The 19582-nt window shown below is 62.6% G+C and carries 16 protein-coding genes; all 16 read left to right on the top strand.

Annotation, left to right across the window (positions count from 1 at the left end; translation table 11 throughout):
* Positions 1 to 146: 146 nt before the first annotated feature.
* Complete coding sequence (locus tag UIB01_RS00630) at positions 147 to 1049, top strand: D-hexose-6-phosphate mutarotase (RefSeq protein ID WP_038655900.1); 903 nt, start codon at positions 147 to 149, stop codon at positions 1047 to 1049.
* A gap of 382 nt (positions 1050 to 1431) precedes the next feature.
* Complete coding sequence (gene tssA, locus UIB01_RS00625; RefSeq protein ID WP_038655898.1) at positions 1432 to 2994, top strand: type VI secretion system protein TssA; 1563 nt, start codon at positions 1432 to 1434, stop codon at positions 2992 to 2994.
* A gap of 16 nt (positions 2995 to 3010) precedes the next feature.
* A complete protein-coding gene (tssB, locus tag UIB01_RS00620) occupies positions 3011 to 3517 on the top strand; it encodes a type VI secretion system contractile sheath small subunit (RefSeq protein WP_008567243.1) in 507 nt (168 codons plus the stop codon).
* A 26-nt stretch (positions 3518 to 3543) separates the two neighbouring features.
* Positions 3544 to 5022: a type VI secretion system contractile sheath large subunit gene (gene tssC / locus UIB01_RS00615; protein WP_038655894.1), complete on the top strand. Its 1479-nt coding sequence runs from the start codon at positions 3544 to 3546 to the stop codon at positions 5020 to 5022.
* Positions 5023 to 5026: 4 nt separating this feature from the next.
* The gene (tssE, locus tag UIB01_RS00610; RefSeq protein ID WP_003303358.1) at positions 5027 to 5434 is read left to right on the top strand and encodes a type VI secretion system baseplate subunit TssE; all 408 of its coding nucleotides are present in this window, start codon (positions 5027 to 5029) and stop codon (positions 5432 to 5434) included.
* Between the two features lie 11 nt (positions 5435 to 5445).
* Positions 5446 to 6891 (top strand): PAAR domain-containing protein, encoded by a 1446-nt coding sequence (locus UIB01_RS00605; RefSeq protein ID WP_038655891.1) that lies wholly within the window; start codon positions 5446 to 5448, stop codon positions 6889 to 6891.
* Positions 6884 to 7270 (top strand): hypothetical protein, encoded by a 387-nt coding sequence (locus UIB01_RS00600; protein ID WP_038655889.1) that lies wholly within the window; start codon positions 6884 to 6886, stop codon positions 7268 to 7270. The genes UIB01_RS00605 and UIB01_RS00600 overlap by 8 nt, the downstream gene beginning before the upstream one ends.
* Before the next feature lie 56 nt (positions 7271 to 7326).
* Positions 7327 to 7965 (top strand): DUF2931 family protein, encoded by a 639-nt coding sequence (locus UIB01_RS00595; protein ID WP_038665276.1) that lies wholly within the window; start codon positions 7327 to 7329, stop codon positions 7963 to 7965.
* Positions 7952 to 8113, top strand: coding sequence for a hypothetical protein (locus UIB01_RS23345; RefSeq protein ID WP_230585275.1), 162 nt, complete (start codon positions 7952 to 7954; stop codon positions 8111 to 8113). Before UIB01_RS00595 ends, UIB01_RS23345 begins: the two co-directional genes overlap by 14 nt.
* Before the next feature lie 254 nt (positions 8114 to 8367).
* Positions 8368 to 10158, top strand: coding sequence for a type VI secretion system baseplate subunit TssF (tssF, locus tag UIB01_RS00585; RefSeq protein ID WP_038655887.1), 1791 nt, complete (start codon positions 8368 to 8370; stop codon positions 10156 to 10158).
* Entirely contained in the window at positions 10122 to 11129 is a 1008-nt protein-coding gene (gene tssG, locus UIB01_RS00580) for a type VI secretion system baseplate subunit TssG (RefSeq protein ID WP_038655885.1), read from the top strand. Before tssF ends, tssG begins: the two co-directional genes overlap by 37 nt.
* An 11-nt stretch (positions 11130 to 11140) precedes the next feature.
* Entirely contained in the window at positions 11141 to 13732 is a 2592-nt protein-coding gene (gene tssH / locus UIB01_RS00575) for a type VI secretion system ATPase TssH (RefSeq protein WP_038655883.1), read from the top strand.
* Positions 13733 to 13742: 10 nt separating this feature from the next.
* On the top strand, positions 13743 to 15251 hold the full coding sequence (locus UIB01_RS00570; RefSeq protein WP_038665273.1) for a sigma-54 interaction domain-containing protein: 1509 nt from the start codon (positions 13743 to 13745) through the stop codon (positions 15249 to 15251).
* A gap of 15 nt (positions 15252 to 15266) precedes the next feature.
* Positions 15267 to 17366 (top strand): type VI secretion system Vgr family protein, encoded by a 2100-nt coding sequence (locus UIB01_RS00565; protein ID WP_038655881.1) that lies wholly within the window; start codon positions 15267 to 15269, stop codon positions 17364 to 17366.
* Positions 17339 to 18193, top strand: coding sequence for a DUF4123 domain-containing protein (locus UIB01_RS00560; RefSeq protein WP_038655879.1), 855 nt, complete (start codon positions 17339 to 17341; stop codon positions 18191 to 18193). Before UIB01_RS00565 ends, UIB01_RS00560 begins: the two co-directional genes overlap by 28 nt.
* Positions 18194 to 18198: 5 nt before the next feature.
* Positions 18199 to 19449 carry a LysM peptidoglycan-binding domain-containing protein gene (locus tag UIB01_RS00555; RefSeq protein WP_038655877.1) on the top strand — a complete coding sequence of 417 codons (1251 nt, stop codon included), beginning with the start codon at positions 18199 to 18201 and terminating at the stop codon, positions 19447 to 19449.
* Positions 19450 to 19582: the final 133 nt, after the last annotated feature.

The raw sequence follows: 19582 nt of genomic DNA, 5'->3' as shown, positions 1-19582 counted from the left end.
TCGCGCTGCGCCGATTCACCGGGTGGCGTCCCACCCAATGGAGCCACGGCGGATGTAGCGCAACATCCGCCCTTCTCGGCAGGCAGATGAAATCCCGCCATGCGCCCGTTGTCAGACGAACGCCCATTCACACTACGGGACAGCTCATGCCACTCGACATCCAACGCATCGAAAAGGATCAACTCACCTGCTGGCACATCCGCCGCGGTGAGGACGAACTGCTGGTCGCCGAACAGGGCGCGCAGATCCTCAGCTATCGCCAGGGTGACGCACCGCCGATCATCTGGCTCAGCGAAGAGGCCGCCTTCCAGCAGGGCCAGTCGGTACGCGGCGGTGTGCCGGTGTGCTGGCCGTGGTTCGGCGACCTGGCACGTAACCCGCAAGCCGTTCAGGCGAGCTACCACGGCGAACAACCCGCACCCTTCCATGGCCTGGTGCGCACGCTGCCCTGGCAACTGCGGGAACAACGCAGCGAAGGCGACGTTGCCATTCTCGAGCTCCACTGCCCACAGGCGCTCGGCGAATTGCCGGGCTGGCCACACCGGGTCGAACTGACGCTGCAGATTCGCCTCGCCGATGACCTCCAGCTCAGCCTCAGCAGCCGCAACGACGGCGACGAAAGCGTTGCCATCAGCCAGGCGCTGCACAGCTACTTCGCCGTCAGCGACATCCATCAGGTGCGCGCAGAAGGTCTGTCCGGCTGCCCGTACATCGATACGCTGCTGGACTGGAAAGAATGCCAGCAACAGGGCGACCTGCATTTCAGCAGCGAGACTGATCGCGTCTACCAGCAACTGCCAAACACCCTCAGCCTTATCGACCCGACGTGGCAGCGCCGTATCCAGCTGACCACCAGGGGTTCACGCTCCGCCGTGCTGTGGAATCCGTGGATAGACAAGTCCAAGCGTCTGTCCAGCTTCGCCAACGATGCGTGGCAGCGCATGGCCTGCATCGAGACAGCCAATGTGCTGAACGATGTGGTCGAGCTTCAGCCAGGGCAGCAGCACACGCTGGGCGTGTCCATAACGGCGGTGCCTACCGGGTTCTAACTCGGTATCGTCGATAGCGCTATAACATCTTCCCATCATCTTCTGTGACCGAGTAGCTAGTTGCCTGTAAGTGATCACTTACAAGCAACTAGCTTATTTCGCACATCATTAATTGCCTCGCAGACAGCACTTTCACAGCAGCTTTGAATTAGTTCCGTCGAGAGCCGGTTAATATTCCCTGCTGCAACAGAGATCACACTTCTCGCCTTGAATGGCGCATACCCCCCGTCTAGGATGCCCACCCCATAAGGTCCTGTGCAATTTGTTGCGCAGGGACCGTGCGCAAAAAGTTGCGCACCTCCTTTCTCGGAAACTTGCCTATTACTTATATAAGGCTTGTTTCAAAGTTCACGGATCGAACTTGAGCGTCACGGAAGACCCAATGCACGCCAGCGCACTCAGCAAGCATTATCTGGAACTTGCCAGAAAGCCGGTCAATGACAGCAATTTCGCTGGCGACGATATTCGCTACAGCAGCGAGTTCGAATTGCTCGAGACCGAACTGGCCAAGGCCGGCGCACTGCACCAAACCGCCGGTATCGACTGGCAGAAGGTCCGCGAAGGCAGTGAGATGCTGCTCGCCTCGCTCTCCAAGGATCTGCGCGCCGCCGCCTGGCTGACCTGGAGCCTGTTCCAGCGTGAATCCTTCGCCGGTTTGCAGGCCGGTCTAAGCGTTCTGCAGTACCTGTGCAGCAATCACTGGGCCGAGCTGCATCCGCGCAAGCCACGCACCCGGGCCGCCGCGATCAACTGGTTGCTGCCGCGCCTGGAACAGACCTTTTCCGAAGACGTGCCTATCGGCGAACAGCTACCGCTGTTCCGTGGCCTCGCCGAGCAGCTGCACGCACTGGAACAATGCCTGTCCGGCCATCTGGGCGAAAACGCACCGCTGCTGCTGCCGCTGTGCCGTCAGCTCGACGGCATGGTCAAGCGCGCCAGCCAGGGGCAGCCGCAGCCAGGTACGGTGGGCGCGGCCATCGCCCAGGTCAAGCAGGTCGCCAGCCAGGTCTTCGCCCCCGGCTCGCCGATCGAGAACGACAAGGAAGCGCTCAAGGCTCTGCGCAACCTGCAGGAACAGGCCCGCCCGCTGACCGCCTGGTGGCTCAAGCAGCGCACCAGCGACCTGCGCCCACTGCGCCTCGCGCGTACCCTGCTCTGGCTGAGCATCGACAGCCTGCCGGAGCACAACAACGAGCAGGTCACCGCGCTGCGTGGCGTCCCCGCCGATAAACTGGCCAGCTATCGCGAACGCTTCGCTCAGGGGCAGTACGCCGACCTGCTGGTGGATCTGGAAAACAGCACCGCGCGTGCCCCGTTCTGGCTGGATGGCCAGCGCCTGGCCTGGGAATGCCTGCAGGAGCTGGACGCCGAGCAGGCCATGCGCGAGGTGGAGATCCAGCTCGCGCTGTTCCTGCAACGCCTGCCGCGTCTGGAAGAACTGTGCTTTCACGACGGCACCCCGTTTGCCGATGCCGAAACTCGCGCCTGGATCAGTGGCCAGGTCATGCCCCATGTGCAGCCGTCCACAGCCGCCAGGCAGGACGAGCCGCCCGTAGCCGGCACCCCGCAACCGAGCTGGGAGCTCGCGCTGCAGGAAGTCGTGCCGCTGCTGCGCAAGGACGGCCTCAAACCCGCCGTGCAGCAGCTCAAACAGGGCCTGGCGCGCGCCCGCGGTGGCCGCGAGCGTTTCTTCTGGCAGCTGAGCCTCGCCCGCCTGTGCTACCAGGCCAAGAAATACGAGCTGGCCAAAACTCAGCTCGAAGCACTCGACCAGCAGCTCGAGGCCAGCGGCCTGGGCAGCTGGGAACCCGATCTCGCCCTCGAGGTACTGCGCCTGCTGCACAGCTGTTGCGAGCTGCTGCCGCAGAACCACGCCGTGCGTGAAAGCAAGGATGAGATTTACCGCAGGCTGTGCCACCTCGATCTCGAAGTGGTGCTGGATTAACGCAAAGGAGAACACCATGGCCAAAGAAGGCTCGGTTGCACCCAAGGAACGCATCAACGTCACGTTCAAGCCGGCCACCGGCAACGCTCAGGAAGAGGTCGAGTTGCCCCTCAAGCTGATGGTGCTGGGCGATTTCACCCAGCGTGCCGACGACCGCAAGATCGAAGACCGCAAGCCCATCGCCATCGACAAGAACAGCTTCGACGAGGTCCTGGCCAAGCAGGAGCTGAACCTGACCTTCGGCGTGCCGAACCGTCTGCAGGACGAGCAGACCGATGACGAGCTGGCCGTGCAGCTGCGCATCAATTCGATGAAAGACTTCAACCCGGCCAATCTGGTCGAGCAGGTTCCGGAGCTGAAGAAGCTGATGGAACTGCGCGATGCCTTGGTCGCCCTGAAGGGCCCGCTGGGCAATGCCCCGGCCTTCCGCAAGGCCATCGAAAGCGTACTCGCCGACGACGATTCGCGTGACCGCGTACTCGGCGAACTGGGCCTGGCGGCCAAAGAGAAGCTGGACGCCTGATATCACCGACAAGGAAGCACATCGACATGACCACTAGCGCAGCCGCCGTCGAGCACGGCAACTCCCTCGCCGAAGGCGGCATCCTCGACCGCATCATCGCCGAAACCCGCCTGACCCCGGATGACGAGGCCTACGACATCGCCAAACGCGGCGTCTCGGCCTTTATCGAAGAATTGCTCAAGCCGCAGAACGAAAACGAGCCGGTGAAGAAGGCGATGGTCGACCGCATGATCGCGGAGATCGACGCCAAGCTCAGCCGGCAGATGGACGAGATCCTCCACCACCCACAGTTCCAGGCACTGGAATCCTCCTGGCGCGGCCTCAAGCTGCTGGTGGATCGCACCAACTTCCGCGAGAACATCAAGCTCGAGCTGCTCAACGCCTCCAAGCAGGACCTGCTGGACGACTTCGAGGACAGCCCGGAGATCGTCCAGTCCGGCCTGTACAAGCACATCTACACCGCCGAGTACGGCCAGTTCGGTGGCCAGCCGGTCGGCGCGCTGATCGCCAACTACTTCTTCGACCCCAGCGCGCCCGACGTGAAGACCATGCAGTACGTCGCCAGCGTCGCCAGCATGTCCCACGCGCCGTTCATCGCCGCTGCCGGCCCGAAATTCTTCGGGCTGGAAAGCTTCACCGGCCTGCCGGATCTGAAGGACCTCAAGGATCATTTTGAAGGCCCGCAATTCACCAAGTGGCAGAGCTTCCGCGAACAGGAAGATGCCCGCTACGTCGGCCTGACCGTACCGCGCTTCCTGCTGCGCAACCCCTACGATCCGGAAGACAACCCGGTGAAGAGCTTCGTCTACAAGGAAAACGTCGCCGGCAGCCACGAGCACTACCTGTGGGGCAACACCGCCTACGCCTTCGCCAGCCGCCTGACCGACAGCTTCGCCAAGTTCCGCTGGTGCCCGAACATCATCGGCCCGCAGAGCGGCGGCGCAGTGGAAGACCTGCCGCTGCACCACTTCGAGAGCATGGGCGAGATAGAGACCAAGATCCCAACTGAGGTTTTGGTTTCCGACCGTCGCGAGTACGAGCTGGCCGAAGAAGGCTTTATCGCCCTGACCATGCGCAAGGGCAGTGACAACGCCGCGTTCTTCTCCGCCAACTCGGCACAGAAGCCGAAGTTCTTCGGCAACAGCGAGGAAGGCAAGACCGCCGAACTGAACTACAAGCTCGGCACCCAGCTGCCCTACCTGTTCATCGTCAACCGCCTGGCGCACTACCTGAAGGTGCTGCAGCGCGAGCAGATCGGTGCCTGGAAGGAGCGCACCGACCTTGAGCTGGAACTGAACAAGTGGATTCGCCAGTTCGTCGCCGATCAGGAGAACCCAAGCTCCGAAGTACGCAGCCGTCGTCCGCTGCGCGCCGCCCAGGTCAACGTCAGCGACGTCGAGGGCGAACCGGGCTGGTACCGCGTAAGCCTCAGCGTGCGTCCGCACTTCAAGTACATGGGCGCGGATTTCACCCTGTCGCTGGTCGGCAAGCTGGACAAGGAATAAGCACTTGAACGGATACGGCAGCCTCTTCGAACGCCTCGGCGGCGACGCCGCGCGGCGTTCCGGCTGGAGCCGCGAAGTCGCGGCGATGGCCTCGGTGGCTGCCCATCTGGCCAAGATGCTCAGCACCCGGGCGGGCAGCGTGCAGACGCTGCCCGACTACGGGTTGCCCGATCTCAACGATATGCGCCTGTCGCTGCACGACTCGCTGCAGCAGGCGCGTATCGCTATCGAACGCTTCATCGAAGCGTACGAACCCAGGTTGACCCAGGTGCGCGTGCTGTCGCTGCCGCGAACCCACGACCCACTGACCCTCGCCTTCACCATCGAAGGCCTGCTGGAAGTGGATGGCCTCAAGCGCCAGGTCAGCTTTTCCGCCAGCCTGGATGGCAGCGGACAGGTCAAGGTCCAGTAAGGAGACAACGGATGTCCGGCAAACCCGCAGCCCGCCTCGGCGACCCCACCGCCTGCCCGAAGACGGGCCACGGCACCAACCCCATCGCCGCCGGCTCACCCGACGTGCTGTTCGACGGCCGGCCGGCCGCACGCATGGGCGACGCCTCCGCCTGCGGCGGCGCAATGGCCAGCGCAGTGATTCCCAACGTGCTGATCGATGGCAAGCCGGCGGCGGTGGTAGGCAGTGTGGGTAACCATGGCAACGTCGTCACCGCCGGTTCGGGGACGGTGATTATTGGCGCAAGTGGCGGCGGAATGCCGGCCAGCCCGGTTTCTTCGCTTTCCGTTGCAGCAACCGCCGCAGCCACCCTCATCAATGCCATTGTTCCTGCTGCGCAAGCCTCAGAACAAGCGGCGCTGAACTACAGCATCCGGCTTATGCATGGAGGCAACCGAGTGCTGACGCCCCTTATGATTTCAGACTTTGCAGAATTGCCTTCGGGCACCACGAAAAACCGGGAAACCATCGACTTCCTAGTACAGAACCGCAGGCAGAAGGCTGACAGTTTGGCTCTCGAAGTTTTCGACAGGGGAACGTTGATATATAGCGAAACAGATACCTCTCGATTACTACCCGCAGGCGAGCACCTCTGGCAGTGGGACGGCTATGACCTGAACGGCGTACTCGATACGCGTGTGCTCAAGAGTGAGCAGCTAGTAGTACAGCTGACAGCCCGCATCGGTGGCGAAGAGCAGGTGACAGCGTTACGCCTGAGCAACTCTGCTGAGGAAGCCACCTGGGTCGATGCACGTGTTAATCGCAACGGGAATACGGTAGAGCTCACTGTCCGTCCGAGCTTTTCAAACGGCGGGATCAAGGGCCGTAATGAACAACTGACGGCAAGAAATTTCGAGGAACTCAAAGCTTTAGCGAAGAGCGGTATTGAACGCTACTGGTCGCGTGATGGGAGTCGTGGCGCCATTGGAGCGGCCGTCCAAACTGACAAGGGCGTCTTCCGAGTCAAGGTGTCGGCGCGGGTAAACGAAAAGCCTAGCGCCAAAGACTTCCCCTTGATTGCGTCGATTAGTGATGACTTCGGACGTTCCACCAGCTTTGCGATATTCAAGAAGATCTACCACAACCACGGCTGGTGGGCCGCGGCCAACTATCCGGTCGATTACGCCGACCGGGAGTTCGAGCATACCGCGGCACATGAGCTGGGCCACCTCATCCTTAACGAGTACGGGGATGGCGGGATGATTCCTGAGTATTCGTGGAGCCACAAGTCGACCTCCACAGTCCTGACCCAGAAGCCTTTGGACAACAACCCGGTCCCTGCCGGAGGGGAAATAGACCTTATGCATTACCACTCTGATGGTCCACGCAACATGTTGGACTATTGGGCGCGCACCGTAGCTTCGGAGAACGATGTAAAGGGGCTGCTCTGGTTAGCAAGGGTGAAATTCAATGCTTAAGCGAAGCCTACTGCTCTGCTCATTCTTTATCGCCGGCTGCAGTGCGCAACCGAAATCCGCTTTCGTAGCCAACTTCGAAAACATGTGCGCCTATCCCGTCGAAATATCCGTCCACGAATATTCGAATGGCAAGGAACCCTTTAGCCCGGGTCAAAAACTCGATTCAGGCGAATCCATAGAAGTTCTGTCCCAAATCACTTTCAGCGATAGCATCGAGCAGAGTGTTCCACCTGGTTACCGTTTGGACATCGTCGCTCGAGGCAAGTCGATCGTGCTCGATAAAGCGCGTTTTCTAGCGCAGTTAGCGCATTCGCCAATCGAGCGTAAAGGCCGCGGCATAACGATTTGGCGGGTCCGCGACATGGCGCTATGCCCATGATTTCAAATGCTAAGGCGAGCAACAGCATGCCGCTTGAACGCTATGTCCAGAGTGCGCTGAAAAGAAATTTCCTCGCTTGCGTGCTCGCTCTGCTCAGCGGCTGCGCCACCAGCCAAGCCCAACCTAAGCTGCCTTTTGACGCGTGGTACGCCGGCACTTTCGCGCCGGACCATATGGAAGTATGGGTAGAAAGCGTGGACGTGATCGACCGCCGCGGTCTCGCATACGAAAGAGTTAACGGCGGAGTGCCATCCTATGCCAGCACGACCGCGGGCTGGCCTTCACACCCGGCAGGAGGAGCAGGAAAAGGCCTGCGCGGCATTGACCTGCCAGAAATTATCTTCGTGCGCTGGCAATCGCTAGTCGAGCCGCAGACCTATAACGTGCGCATCAACGTTCCCGAGTGGGTACGGGAGGAGATGCTCAAGCCACAGGCGCCTTACTGCCGTGGCGAGAAGCGTGTCGTCGAAGGAATGTATCGCCGATTCATCACCATCGGCCTCGCTCCCGGCGGCATCGCCAAGGCCTGGTTAGGCGGACCCTGCCTGCAATCCATTGAGATTGGCCGCTTCGAGGCTGCAGTTAGCAAGCTAGGGCCGAGCCTTGGACAGAACGAGGGACGCTACGCCTACCCTCTCTCGGACAAAGCCAAGGCCTATATCGAGCAACACGGGGTGCCCTATGGCTCGTGGTAAATCCTCCTTCCCCAGCGTCCGTCTGGCGCTCGCCGCCCTTGCGCTGATATTGGCCGCCTGCACCAACACTTCCCCACCGCCGCGAGAACTGGCCGGGCGTTACGAACTGGTCGGTGTGATGGAAATGGGCTCACAGCTGCTGCCATGAACAGGGCAGGTTCGAGGCTGTGCTCTATTACGGCAGCCTCGACATCCAGGGTCGAGGGCGCTGGGTAATGGTGGACGGGCAAGTCGAATTGCACGAACGCGGGCCGAGGGCCTTCTTCGACAAGATGAGGCTGAAGCCACACGGCAACTGCCTGCTCGTGAACATGGACACCTCCACGGGATGCTACCGCCGACGCTAGGAGTGCCGCCGCGCAAGCGCGCCGGACACGAAACGACAAGGATGAATCGTTAGACATGTCTTTCAACCATTACTACCAGAGCGAACTGACCGCCCTGCGCCAGCTGGGCAAGCGCTTCGCTGAGCGCAGTCCGGCACTGGCGCCATTCCTCGGGCAGGCCGGGCGCGACCCGGATGTCGAGCGGCTGCTCGAAGGCTTCGCCTTTCTCACCGGGCGGCTGCGGCAGAAGCTCGATGACGAGTTGCCGGAGCTGACCCACTCGCTGATGCATCTGCTGTGGCCGAATTACATGCGCCCGCTGCCGGCCTTCAGCATGCTGCAGTTCGATCCGCTGAAGCGCCCCGGTCCTGCGCTGACGGTACCGCGCAACACCCCAGTGGAGTCCAATCCAGTGCAGGGCGTCAGCTGCTGCTTTCGCACCGCCTACGCCACCGAGGTGCTGCCGCTGGCGTTGCAGGCGCTGGAGTATTCGGTCAAAGGCACTGGGGCGCTGCTCAGCCTGCGCCTGCAGATGAGCGCCGACGGCCATCTTGGCGAGATCGGCCTCAGTCATCTGCGCCTGCACCTGGCCGGCGAGCCCTATATCAGCCAGCTGCTCTACCTGAGCCTGTTGCGTCACCTTGGCGGCATCGAACTGGTGCCGCTGGACGATCAGGGCAAACCGCTGTCCGGCCCCGATGGCCGACCGCTGGCGCCCTTGCAGCTCAACGCCAAGCAAGTCGAACCGGTAGGTTTCGCTGAAGATGAGGCGCTGATCCCCTACCCGCTCAACACTTTCCGCGGTTATCGCTACCTGCAGGAATATTTCGCCTTCCCGGACAAATTTCTCTTCGTCGACCTCAAGGGTCTGGAGGTCATCCAGCGCATCCCCGAGGATTTGCTCAAGCAGGCCCGCGGCTTGGAGCTGCGCTTCGACATTCACAAGGCCGGCGTGCAGCGCATACGTCCGACGCTGGACAACGTGCGCCTGTACTGCACACCGGTGGTCAACCTGTTCCCGCACGATGCCATCCCGATCCGCCTGGACGGCAAGCAGGACCAGTACCTGCTGTTACCCGCCGAGTACGATTCGCAGCAGTGCGGCGTGTTCTCGGTGGATCGGGTCACCGGCTGGAAACCCGGCGGCATGGGCTACGAAGAATACGTGCCGTTCGAATCCTTCGAACATGACGCCAGCTTCGATGTGCCGGTGGCGCGGCCGCACTACAGCGTGCGCCAGCAACCTTCGCTGCTCGGAGAAGGACAGGAAACCTGGCTCAGCTTCGGACTGCGCAACCTCGACCAGCACGAGACGCTGTCCATCGAGCTCACCTGTACCAACCAGAACCTGCCGCGCCAGCTGAAGCTCGGCGACATCTGCAGGTCCAGCGACGACACGCCGGAATTCCTCAGCTTCCGCAACATCTCGGCGGTCACCCCGAGCTACGCGCCGCCGCTGCAGCGTGACTATCTGTGGAAGCTGATCAGCAACATGTCGCTGAACTACCTGTCGCTGGCCAATGTCGAGGCGCTCAAGGTGATCCTCGAGACCTATGACCTGCCGCGCTATTACGACAAGCACGCCGAGAACGTCAGCCGGCGGCGCCTCGGCGGCCTGACTCACATCGCCCACCAGCACGTCGATCGCCTACATCGCGGGCTGCCGGTGCGCGGCGTACGTACCGAACTGACCATGAACCAGGACGGCTTCATCGGTGAGGGCGATCTGTTCCTCTTCGCCTCGGTGCTCAACGAATTCTTCGCCCTCTACGCCAGCCTCAACTCGTATCACGAGCTGCGCGTGCAGAGCACACAGGGAGAGGTGTACCAATGGACGCCGCGCATGGGTCAGCAACCGCTGCTCTGAAACCGCTCAACCGTGGCATCCGCGAGTACAGCCTGTTCCAGGGTGTGCTGCTGGTGCTCGATCGCCTGCGCCAGCTCGACCCCGGCCTGGACGACGAGGCGCTCTACGAGCGCCTGGAGTTTCAGGCCAATCCGAGCCTGGGCTTTCCCGGCAGCGATATCGAGCAGGTGCAGTTCTTCCAGGAGCACGGCGAGTGGCGCGCGCGCCTGCGCATCAACCTGGTCAGCCTGTTCGGCGCCGGCTCGCCGCTGCCGGCCTTCTACGGCGAACAGGCGCTTGGCGACAGCGAGGACGGCAACCCGACCCGCGACTTCCTCGACCTGTTCAACAACCGCCTGCAGCGCTTGCTGCTGCCGATCTGGCAGAAATATCGCTACCGCGCCCGCTTCACCAGCGGCGCCCATGACCCGTTCTCGGAGCAGCTGTTCGCTCTGGTCGGGCTCAGCGGCGAGGCGATCCGCAGCGCGCCGGAGCTGAACTGGAAGCGCCTACTGCCCTATCTCGGCCTGCTCAGCCTGCGCGCGCACTCGGCAGCATTGATCGAATCGGTGCTGCGCTACTACTTCAAGCACGCCGAGCTGAACATTGAGCAATGCCTGGAGCGCCAGGTGGAAATCCTCGGCGAGCAACGCAACTGTCTCGGCCAGGCCAACAGCCAGCTGGGCGAAAGCCTGGTGCTCGGCGAGCGGGTCCGCGACCGCGGCGGCAAGTTCCGCATCCATATCCGCCAGCTGGACTGGAATCGCTTCCACGAATTCCTGCCCATCGGCAGCGGCTACCAGCCGCTCTGTGCGCTGGTGCGCTTCACCCTGCGCGATCCGCTGGATTACGACCTGCGCCTAGAGCTTCGCCCGGACCAGATCCGTGAACTGCGCATCGGCGCCGACAACAACTGCCGCCTCGGCTGGACCAGCTGGCTCGGACGCGACCGCGCCGACGGCCTGGTCACCCTCGGCAGCCAGACCCATTAAGGAAGATGAAAATGATCAATGTCGATCTGCAACAGCTGGTACAGGCGCTGGATGCCGAAACCAAGCGCGATCTGGAAGGCGCGGCCGAACGCTGCGTGGTACGTGGCGGCAGCAAGATTCTCGTCGAGGACCTGCTGCTCGGCCTGCTCGAGCGTCCCGATGGACTGCTCAAGCGAGCCTTGCTGGATGCCGAAGTCGATGCCGGCACACTGGCGCAGGCGCTGCAACCGCGCGGCGAGCACAGCGAGTCGCGCAACCCGGTCTTTTCCACCGAACTGGTGCAATGGCTGCAGGATGCCCTGCTGGTGGCCAGCCTGGAACTCGGCCAGAGCCAGATTGACCAGGCCGCGCTGATTCTCGCTCTGCTGCGTAATCCGCTGCGCTATGCCGGCAGCCATTACCAACCACTGCTGGCCCGGCTGGATGCCGAGCGCCTGCGCGACTTCGCCCTCAGCCAGCAGCCGCAAGGCAGCACTGGCAAACCTGCCGCAGGTGGCGAGTCAAACCTGGCGCGCTTTACCCACAACTTCACCCAACAGGCCCGTGACGGCAAGCTCGATCCGGTGCTCTGCCGCAACTCGGCGATCCGCCAGATGATCGACATCCTCGCCCGGCGGCGAAAGAGCAATCCGATCGTGGTCGGCGAAGCTGGGGTCGGCAAGACCGCCATCGTCGAAGGCCTGGCGCTGCGCATCGCCGCTGGCGAAGTGCCTGTGGCACTCAAGGGCGTCGAGTTGCTCTGCCTGGACCTCGGCCTGCTGCAAGCCGGTGCCAGCGTGAAAGGCGAATTCGAACGCCGTCTGCAGGGCGTGATCGACGAGGTGAAGGGCTCACCCAAGCCGATCATCCTGTTTATCGATGAGGCGCACACGCTGATCGGCGCCGGCGGCCAGGCCGGCAGCGGCGATGCCGCCAACCTGCTCAAGCCGGCGTTGGCACGCGGCGAGCTACGCACCATCGCTGCGACGACCTGGAGCGAATACAAGAAATATTTCGAGAAGGACCCGGCGCTGGCCCGGCGCTTCCAGCCGGTGCAATTGCACGAGCCGACCGTTCAGGAAGCCGTCACCATTCTGCGCGGGCTGGCGCCGGTCTATGAAAAGAGCCACGGCATCTACCTGCGCGACGATGCCGTCGCGGCCGCCGCCGAGCTATCGGCTCGTTACCTGGCTGGCCGACAGCTGCCGGACAAGGCGGTGGACGTACTGGATACCGCCTGCGCACGGGTGCGCATCAGTCTCGCCGCCGCGCCCGAGGCGCTGGAACGTCTGCGTGGCGAAATCGCCGAAGGCGAGCGCCAGCGTGAAGCCATGCGCAGCGATCTGGCCGCCGGCCTGCCGGTCGATGCGGCTGCCCTGGAGCGGCTGGAGCAACGCCTGATCGCGGCGGGGGACGAGATCGAGCTGCTCGAATCCCGCTGGGCCAATCAGCGCCACCTCGCCGAGCGCCTGCTCGACCTGCGCAAACGCACGGCCGAAGCGCGCAGCGATACGAACGAGGACGGAGAAGCTCCATCGCTCGATGAGCTGGAGGCCGAGCTGCGCGCCGTGCAGACCGAACTTGCCGCGGCCCAGGCCGAGCAGCGACTGGTCAGCCATGAGGTCTGCCCGCGCCTGGTGGCGGAGGTGATCAGCCACTGGACCGGCGTGCCGCTGGCGCAGCTGGCCCGTGAACATAACGCACAGGTCGCCAACTTCGCCGCCGATCTTCGCGCCCGGGTGCGTGGACAGGAACAGGCCGTCGAAGCGCTGGATCGTGCTATGCGCGCGGCAGCAGCCGGGCTGAACAAACCCGACGCTCCGGTGGGCGTGTTCCTGCTGGTCGGCCCCAGCGGCGTCGGCAAGACCGAAACCGCACTGGCCCTGGCCGACCTGCTGTACGGCGGCGAACGTTTCCTCACCACCATCAACATGTCCGAATTCCAGGAGAAACACAGCGTTTCCCGCCTGATCGGCGCGCCTCCGGGTTACGTCGGCTACGGCGAAGGCGGCATGCTCACCGAAGCGGTGCGGCAGAAACCCTACTCGGTGATCCTGCTCGACGAGGTGGAGAAGGCCGATCCGGATGTGATGAACGTCTTCTATCAGATCTTCGACAAGGGCGTGGCGAATGACGGCGAAGGCCGCGAGATCAACTTCCGCAACACCCTGATCCTGATGACAAGCAACCTCGCCAGCGAGCGCATCGCCAGTTTCTGCACCGCCGGGCAGCGGCCGACTGCCGAGGACCTGGAACTGGCGATACGCCCACAGCTGTCGCAGCACTTCAAGCCGGCGCTGCTGGGGCGCATGCGGGTGGTGCCCTACTACCCTATCGCTGGCGCGGTGCTCGACGAATTGGTCGCGCTCAAGCTTGCGCGCTTCGGTGAGCGGTTGCAGCGGCGCCAGCTGCAGTTCAGCCACTGCCCGGCGCTGGTCACGCACCTCTCCGAGCGCTGCGGCGCCAGCGACAGCGGTGCGCGACTGATCGACCATCTGATCGAGCAGCACCTGCAACCGCTGGTGGTGGATCGCCTGCTCGATGCCATGGCCAGTGGCGAGCCGCTGCAGCGGGTGCATGCCACGCTGGATGGCGAGGGTGCCCTGGTCTGTGAGTTCGCCTGAGATGTCCGCGATGTTCAATCAGGTGCCACAGCCGCTGCGCTATGCCGAGGCCCTGCTGGGCCGCTTTGCCGGGCTGGCGCGCGCAGCGAATGCCGATAGCCTGCTCGGCGGGCTGGTGGAAACCGCCGCGCAGCTGAGCGATTGCCAGCTCAGCCAGCTCTATCTGCTGGACGCCACCCATACCCGTCTGACGCTCTCGGCCGAGTGGCACAACGGCCTGCTACAGCCGCGCGAAGCCACTAGCCTGCCGAGCGATTACGACGGCGAGCAGCTGCTGCAGTACTGCCTGTGCCAGAACCAGACCCTCTGCCTCAGCGAACTGGACAGCAGCCTGCATGCTTCGGGTTTCCTGCCGGATAGTCCGAAACCGTGGCGCAGCCTGCTCTGCCTGCCGCTGCAGGACGAGCAGCAGCGCGTTGCCGGCCTGCTGCTGACGGCCAGTACCGAGTCGCGCGAGCTGCACGGCTTCAGCGGTTCGCTGGCCCAGCTCGGCGCCTTCGGCCTCGCCCAGCTGCATCTGCTCCAGCGCCTGCGTGCACCCGGCAGCACCGCGCCGCCCGCCGCGCCGGTCAGCCCCTGCGCCAGCGGTTACGGCCTGATCGGCGACAGCGCACGCATGCGCGCGGTATACCAGTTGATCGGCAAGGTGCTGCACAGCCCGGTCAACGTGCTCCTCACGGGAGAAACCGGCACCGGCAAGGAACTGGTGGCGCGCGCCATCCATGACTGCGGTTTCCGCCGTAGCAAGCCCTTCGTCGTGCAGAACTGCGCCTCGCTGCCTGAGCAGCTCTTGGAAAGCGAACTGTTCGGCTATCGCAAGGGCGCCTTCACCGGCGCCGACCGCGACCGCAGCGGCCTGCTCGATGCGGCGAACGGCGGCACGCTGTTTCTTGACGAGATCGGTGACATGCCGCTGCTGCTGCAGGCCAAGCTGTTGCGCGTGCTGCAGGAAGGCGAAGTGCGCCCGCTGGGCTCCACCGAAACCCACAAGGTCGACGTGCGCATCGTTGCCGCCACCCATCGCGACCTGCGCAGTCAAGTTGAGAACGGCCTGTTTCGCGAGGACCTGTTCTACCGCCTCTCGCACTTCCCTATCGAACTGCCGCCGCTGCGCGAGCGTGACGAGGACATCCTGCGCCTGGCCCGGCATTTCGCCGACAAGGCCTGCGCGTTCCTGCAGCGCGATCTGTGTCGCTGGTCCGACGCTGCGCTCGAACGTCTGGCAGGCTATGCGTTCCCCGGAAACGTGCGGGAATTGAAAGGTCTGGTAGAGCGCGCCGTGCTGCTTTGCGAGGGCGGTGAGCTGCTGCCGGAACACTTCAATCTGCATGTGGAAGCGAGCCTGGACAGCAGCCTGAACCTGCGCGAACGCATGGAGCGGGTCGAACGCAGCCTGCTCATGGATTGCCTGCGCAAGAACGGCGGTAACCAGAGCCAGGCCGCCCGCGAACTCGGCCTGCCACGGCGCACGCTGCTGTATCGCATGGAACGACTGAATATCAGCCCGGCCGATCTCTAAGGAAGGAACGACGCCATGTTCAACCCCGCCAACCAGGCCCACTTCACGCTTTCCCTCGAGGGCATCGAGCACGACTTCAAGGTGCTCGAATTCCAGGGCCGCGAGGCGATCAGTCAGCCCTATCGTTTCGACCTGGAACTGGTCAGCGAGCACCCCGATCTGGATCTGGAAAGCCTGCTGCATCGCCCGGCCTCCCTCGCCTTGGCGCCGGACGGCAGCGGCATCCACGGGCTGGTGCATCAAGCCGCCCAAGGTGAATCCGGCAAGCGCCTGACCCGCTATCGGCTCACGCTCGTGCCGCAGCTGGCCTACCTCGCCCATCGCACCAACCAGCGCATCTTCCAGCACCTGACCGTGCCGCAGATCATCGCCCAGGTGCTCGAGGAGCATGGCATCCAGGCCGGTGCCTACCGCTTCGGGCTCGGCCCGGTGATCTACCCGCCGCGCGAATATTGCGTGCAGTACGACGAAACCGACCTGCACTTCATCCAGCGCCTGTGCGAGGAAGAAGGTATCCATTACCACTTCGAGCACAGCACGGCCGGCCATGTGCTGGTCTTCGGCGACGACCAGACCGTCTTTCCCAAGCTCGCCGCCACCGCCTATCAGCAGGACAGCGGCCTGGTCGCCGACCAGCCGGTGATCAAGCGTTTCGGCCTGCGTCTGGAAACCCGTACCAGCCGGGTCACGCGCCGCGACTACGACTTCGAAAAGCCGCGTCTGACCATGGAGGCCGCGTTCCATAGCGACTTCCAGCCCGACCTTGAAGACTACGATTACCCCGGCCGCTTCACCGAGCGCGCCCGCGGCAAGCACCTGTCGCAACGCGCCCTGGAACGCCATCGCCACGACTACGAGCTGGCTGAAGGCGAAAGCGACCAGCCACGACTGGCGAGCGGGCATTTCCTCCCGCTCACCGAACACCCGCGCAGCGACTGGAACCAGCTCTGGCTGCTTACCGAGGTGCTGCATGAAGGCAAGCAGCCGCAGGTATTGGAGGAGTCGGTCACCAGCAATAGCCAGTCATGTGACGGCTTCACTCAGGGCTACCGCAACCACTTCACCGCTACGCCGTGGGATATCCCTTTCCGCCCGGCACTAAACCATCCGAAGCCGAAGCTGCTCGGCAGTCAGACCGCCGTGGTCACCGGCCCGGCCGGCGAAGAAATTCACTGCGACGAGTACGGCCGCGTGCGCGTTCAATTCCACTGGGATCGCGAAGGCCAGGCCGACGATAAGACCAGCTGCTGGCTGCGCGTCTCTTCCAGCTGGGCGGGCGACCGCTACGGCGGCATCGCCATTCCGCGGGTCGGCATGGAAGTACTGGTGACCTTTCTCGAAGGCGATCCCGATCAACCGCTGGTGACCGGCTGCCTCTACCACAAGGAACACCAAGTCCCCTACGACCTGCCGGCCAACAAGACCCGCACGGTGTTCAAAACGCTCAGCTCACCGGGTGGTGGCGGCTACAACGAACTGCGCATCGAAGACCGCAAGGGCGCCGAACAGATCTACATCCACGCCCAGCGCGACTGGGACGAAAACATCGAGCACGACCAGAAGATCCGCGTCGGCCACGAGCGCCACGACACCGTCGAGGCCAACAGCTACAGCGAATTCAAGGCCGAAGAACACCGCACCACCCACGCCGACCGCAAAACCGAAATTCGCGCCAACGATCACCTCACTGTCGGCAACAGCCAGCACCTGAAGATCGGCTCCGGGCAATTCATCGAGGCGGGCAACGAGATCCACTACTACGCCGGCAGCAAGGTCGTCATCGACGCCGGCATGGAACTCACCGCCTCCGGCGGCGGCAGTTTTCTCAAGCTCGACCCCAGCGGCGTGACGCTGAGCGGCGCGACGATCCGGATGAATTCGGGTGGCGCTGCCGGAAAGGAGTCGGGGCTGAAGATTCTGGCGCCGGTAATGCCATGGCTGGCAACCAGCGCCGTTGCCGGCAGCCTCACCTTGCCTGCCCTGATCAACATGTCGCGGCAACTCAAACAGGCCGCGGCCGCCAAACTGCTGTTGGTCAAGCAGTGCGGAATGCAAGCCGATGGCTCATGCCAGTTGGAGGTTTGCCCATGCGGCAAGAACGCGAGCACCGCCTGATGCAGGCTGTAGAAGACCCGGATATCGAGCGCGACGACCTCTACCTACTGCTCGATGGTGCCGCATTACCGGCTCTGCAGATCATCTACCAGCACGACGACGAACCCCGCCTGGAACCGCTGTACCGAGGTACGCGCCATGAGTCCATGCTGGAATGCAGCCCCATTCTGTACAGCCTCGCGGGGCAGCATCTGATGTGGCAGAACCGGGAGCGCTGGCAATCGGCAGGGCTGCTGTTGAAAAGCGCGGCGAGCATCGATGAACTGGCGAGCCATTTACGCAGCCTGCTGAGCGTCAGGCTGCCCTCCGGTGAACTGGCATTCTGCAGGTTCTACGACCCGGCCTTGAGCGAGCGCTTCTTCGACAGCCTCACGCAAGACGAGCTGAGCGCTTGGCTCGGCCCGATCAGCGGCGTCTGGCTGACCACCGAGCACAGCGAATGGCGAGGTTTCACCACAAACCAGATTTCTCTCGGCAGAACTGCTGACGACGAGGGCTGGTTTTCGATCCGTCCCGAGCACCTCGTTCATTGGCAACAGCAGGAGCGACAGCGCTTCATCCAGCGCCTGATCAACCACTTTTCTGCGGATGACTTTCATGAAAAGTCCGCCCCGGAGCTGGAAGCGGTCGTCAAGCAGCGCGTGCACGAAGCCGAGACATTCGGTATCGAGGCCGAACAGCACCTGCTCGCGTACGTTGAATTAGCACTGCAGTTCCCTGATGCCATCGACAGCCCCGAGGCTCGAATAGGTCTGACCAACAAGGAAGAAGCTGCCGAGCACCGGCTGGCTCGAATCGAAGCCAGTCTGCTTGGCCTACATGGATAAAGCGAATGGAATACACGATACAAAAGGGTGACAGCCTGACCCGGATCGCCAGCGATCACGGCACCACCGTCAGCAGCCTGCTACGCCTGAACCCGCAGATTGAAGACCCCAACCAGATCCAGGCTGGCCAGGTCTTGCGCATGCCTGCCACGAGCAGCCCAGCACGCCCCGGCTGCACCACAGGGCAGGTCATGCAGGAAAGCCAGTGCAGCGGGGCATTCGACGTCGCCTTCTACTGGAACGAAAGGGTGCAGAGTCGCCAGGCGATCTATGAGGCGATCTACGGGCGTGAAATGCACTTCCTCCACCGCTCGTTGTTCCAGCGTAATAACGAGCATCTCAACGAGACGGTACTGCCTGGGGAGATCGTCATCATCTCCAACATGCCGCGCACCGATGCTGACCGACAGCGCCTCGAGATGCTGAGAGAGCAAGCAAGGCTTGCAAGTGAAGGCATCCAACAGCTGACACCCGCCGAAGCCATGACGGTCAAGCGACACCTGGAAGTTCTGGACTACGTCTCGCTGGAAACCGTTGCATCCCATCAAAGCACTGCGTTGGGTGTACTGAGTGCAGCAGCCGGACGCCAGCTAGGGGACGTCAAAAGCATGCTGGAGAAGATCAACGTCGCGTATGTCGAGGAGCTGCGCCGCACCGGAAACCCCAACCGATTTTCGCCGGAGTTCTATGCAAAGCGTCAGCAACTATTCGGCCAGCTGAATCATTCCCTTGGCCGCCTAACCCTTTCAACCGTCAATATCCGTAATTACGAAAGCATCAAGACCACGCTCGGCCTATCTACAAAATCGATCCTGCATAACGCCTCTGCGATTACTGAAAAAGGCGAAGTTCCGCAGCTTGGGCAACGCATCAATACGGTTTCGAATTGGGCGAAAGGCGCTGGCCGCTTAGGCTATTTGGGCATCGCCATCGACGGTGGTGTTCGGTTGAGCAGAATCCATGACGCCTGTTCCGTGGGGAGCAGCCAAACTTGTAGCCAGACGAGTTATCAACAGGTGGGCGGCTTTGTATGGAGCGCCGGCGGTGGCGCGGTGGGTGGTATTGCAGGTGCCAAACTGGCTATGGCCGTATTAGGCGGGGTAGCAATCGCATTCGGCGTTACGGTTGGAGCGCCTGCTCTAGCGGTAATAGCAATTACTGGCGCAGCCACAGGAGCATATTTAGCCGGTTCTAGCGGCGGTGCTTTCGGCGAATATTTAGGCAATGAAATTTATACGTGGGTAAATCATGAGTGACGCAACACTATTAGAACGTATCGTAGTGCTTTCTTGGGTGTTTCTTGCGCTTTCCGGCAGCTTTAACGGAATATATATTTGTTTTCATGGAATTCGCCGGCTCGACCCATATTTCTCTACTAAACCCAATGTA

It is taken from the genome of Stutzerimonas decontaminans, assembly GCF_000661915.1.
Classification (GTDB): domain Bacteria; phylum Pseudomonadota; class Gammaproteobacteria; order Pseudomonadales; family Pseudomonadaceae; genus Stutzerimonas; species Stutzerimonas decontaminans.
The sequence above is the reverse complement of the archived record's forward strand: the minus strand, read 5'-3'. Positions and strand labels throughout refer to the sequence as shown.

Bases quoted from the DNA above. Each gene is read 5' to 3' on its own strand.
- UIB01_RS00630 (WP_038655900.1), top strand. From the start codon at position 147: ATGCCACTCGACATCCAACGCATCGAAAAGGATCAACTCACCTGCTGG.
- tssA (WP_038655898.1), top strand. From the start codon at position 1,432: ATGCACGCCAGCGCACTCAGCAAGCATTATCTGGAACTTGCCAGAAAG.
- tssB (WP_008567243.1), top strand. From the start codon at position 3,011: ATGGCCAAAGAAGGCTCGGTTGCACCCAAGGAACGCATCAACGTCACG.
- tssC (WP_038655894.1), top strand. From the start codon at position 3,544: ATGACCACTAGCGCAGCCGCCGTCGAGCACGGCAACTCCCTCGCCGAA.
- UIB01_RS00605 (WP_038655891.1), top strand. From the start codon at position 5,446: ATGTCCGGCAAACCCGCAGCCCGCCTCGGCGACCCCACCGCCTGCCCG.
- UIB01_RS00600 (WP_038655889.1), top strand. From the start codon at position 6,884: ATGCTTAAGCGAAGCCTACTGCTCTGCTCATTCTTTATCGCCGGCTGC.
- UIB01_RS23345 (WP_230585275.1), top strand. From the start codon at position 7,952: ATGGCTCGTGGTAAATCCTCCTTCCCCAGCGTCCGTCTGGCGCTCGCC.
- tssF (WP_038655887.1), top strand. From the start codon at position 8,368: ATGTCTTTCAACCATTACTACCAGAGCGAACTGACCGCCCTGCGCCAG.
- tssG (WP_038655885.1), top strand. From the start codon at position 10,122: ATGGACGCCGCGCATGGGTCAGCAACCGCTGCTCTGAAACCGCTCAAC.
- tssH (WP_038655883.1), top strand. From the start codon at position 11,141: ATGATCAATGTCGATCTGCAACAGCTGGTACAGGCGCTGGATGCCGAA.
- UIB01_RS00570 (WP_038665273.1), top strand. From the start codon at position 13,743: ATGTTCAATCAGGTGCCACAGCCGCTGCGCTATGCCGAGGCCCTGCTG.
- UIB01_RS00565 (WP_038655881.1), top strand. From the start codon at position 15,267: ATGTTCAACCCCGCCAACCAGGCCCACTTCACGCTTTCCCTCGAGGGC.
- UIB01_RS00560 (WP_038655879.1), top strand. From the start codon at position 17,339: ATGCGGCAAGAACGCGAGCACCGCCTGATGCAGGCTGTAGAAGACCCG.
- UIB01_RS00555 (WP_038655877.1), top strand. From the start codon at position 18,199: ATGGAATACACGATACAAAAGGGTGACAGCCTGACCCGGATCGCCAGC.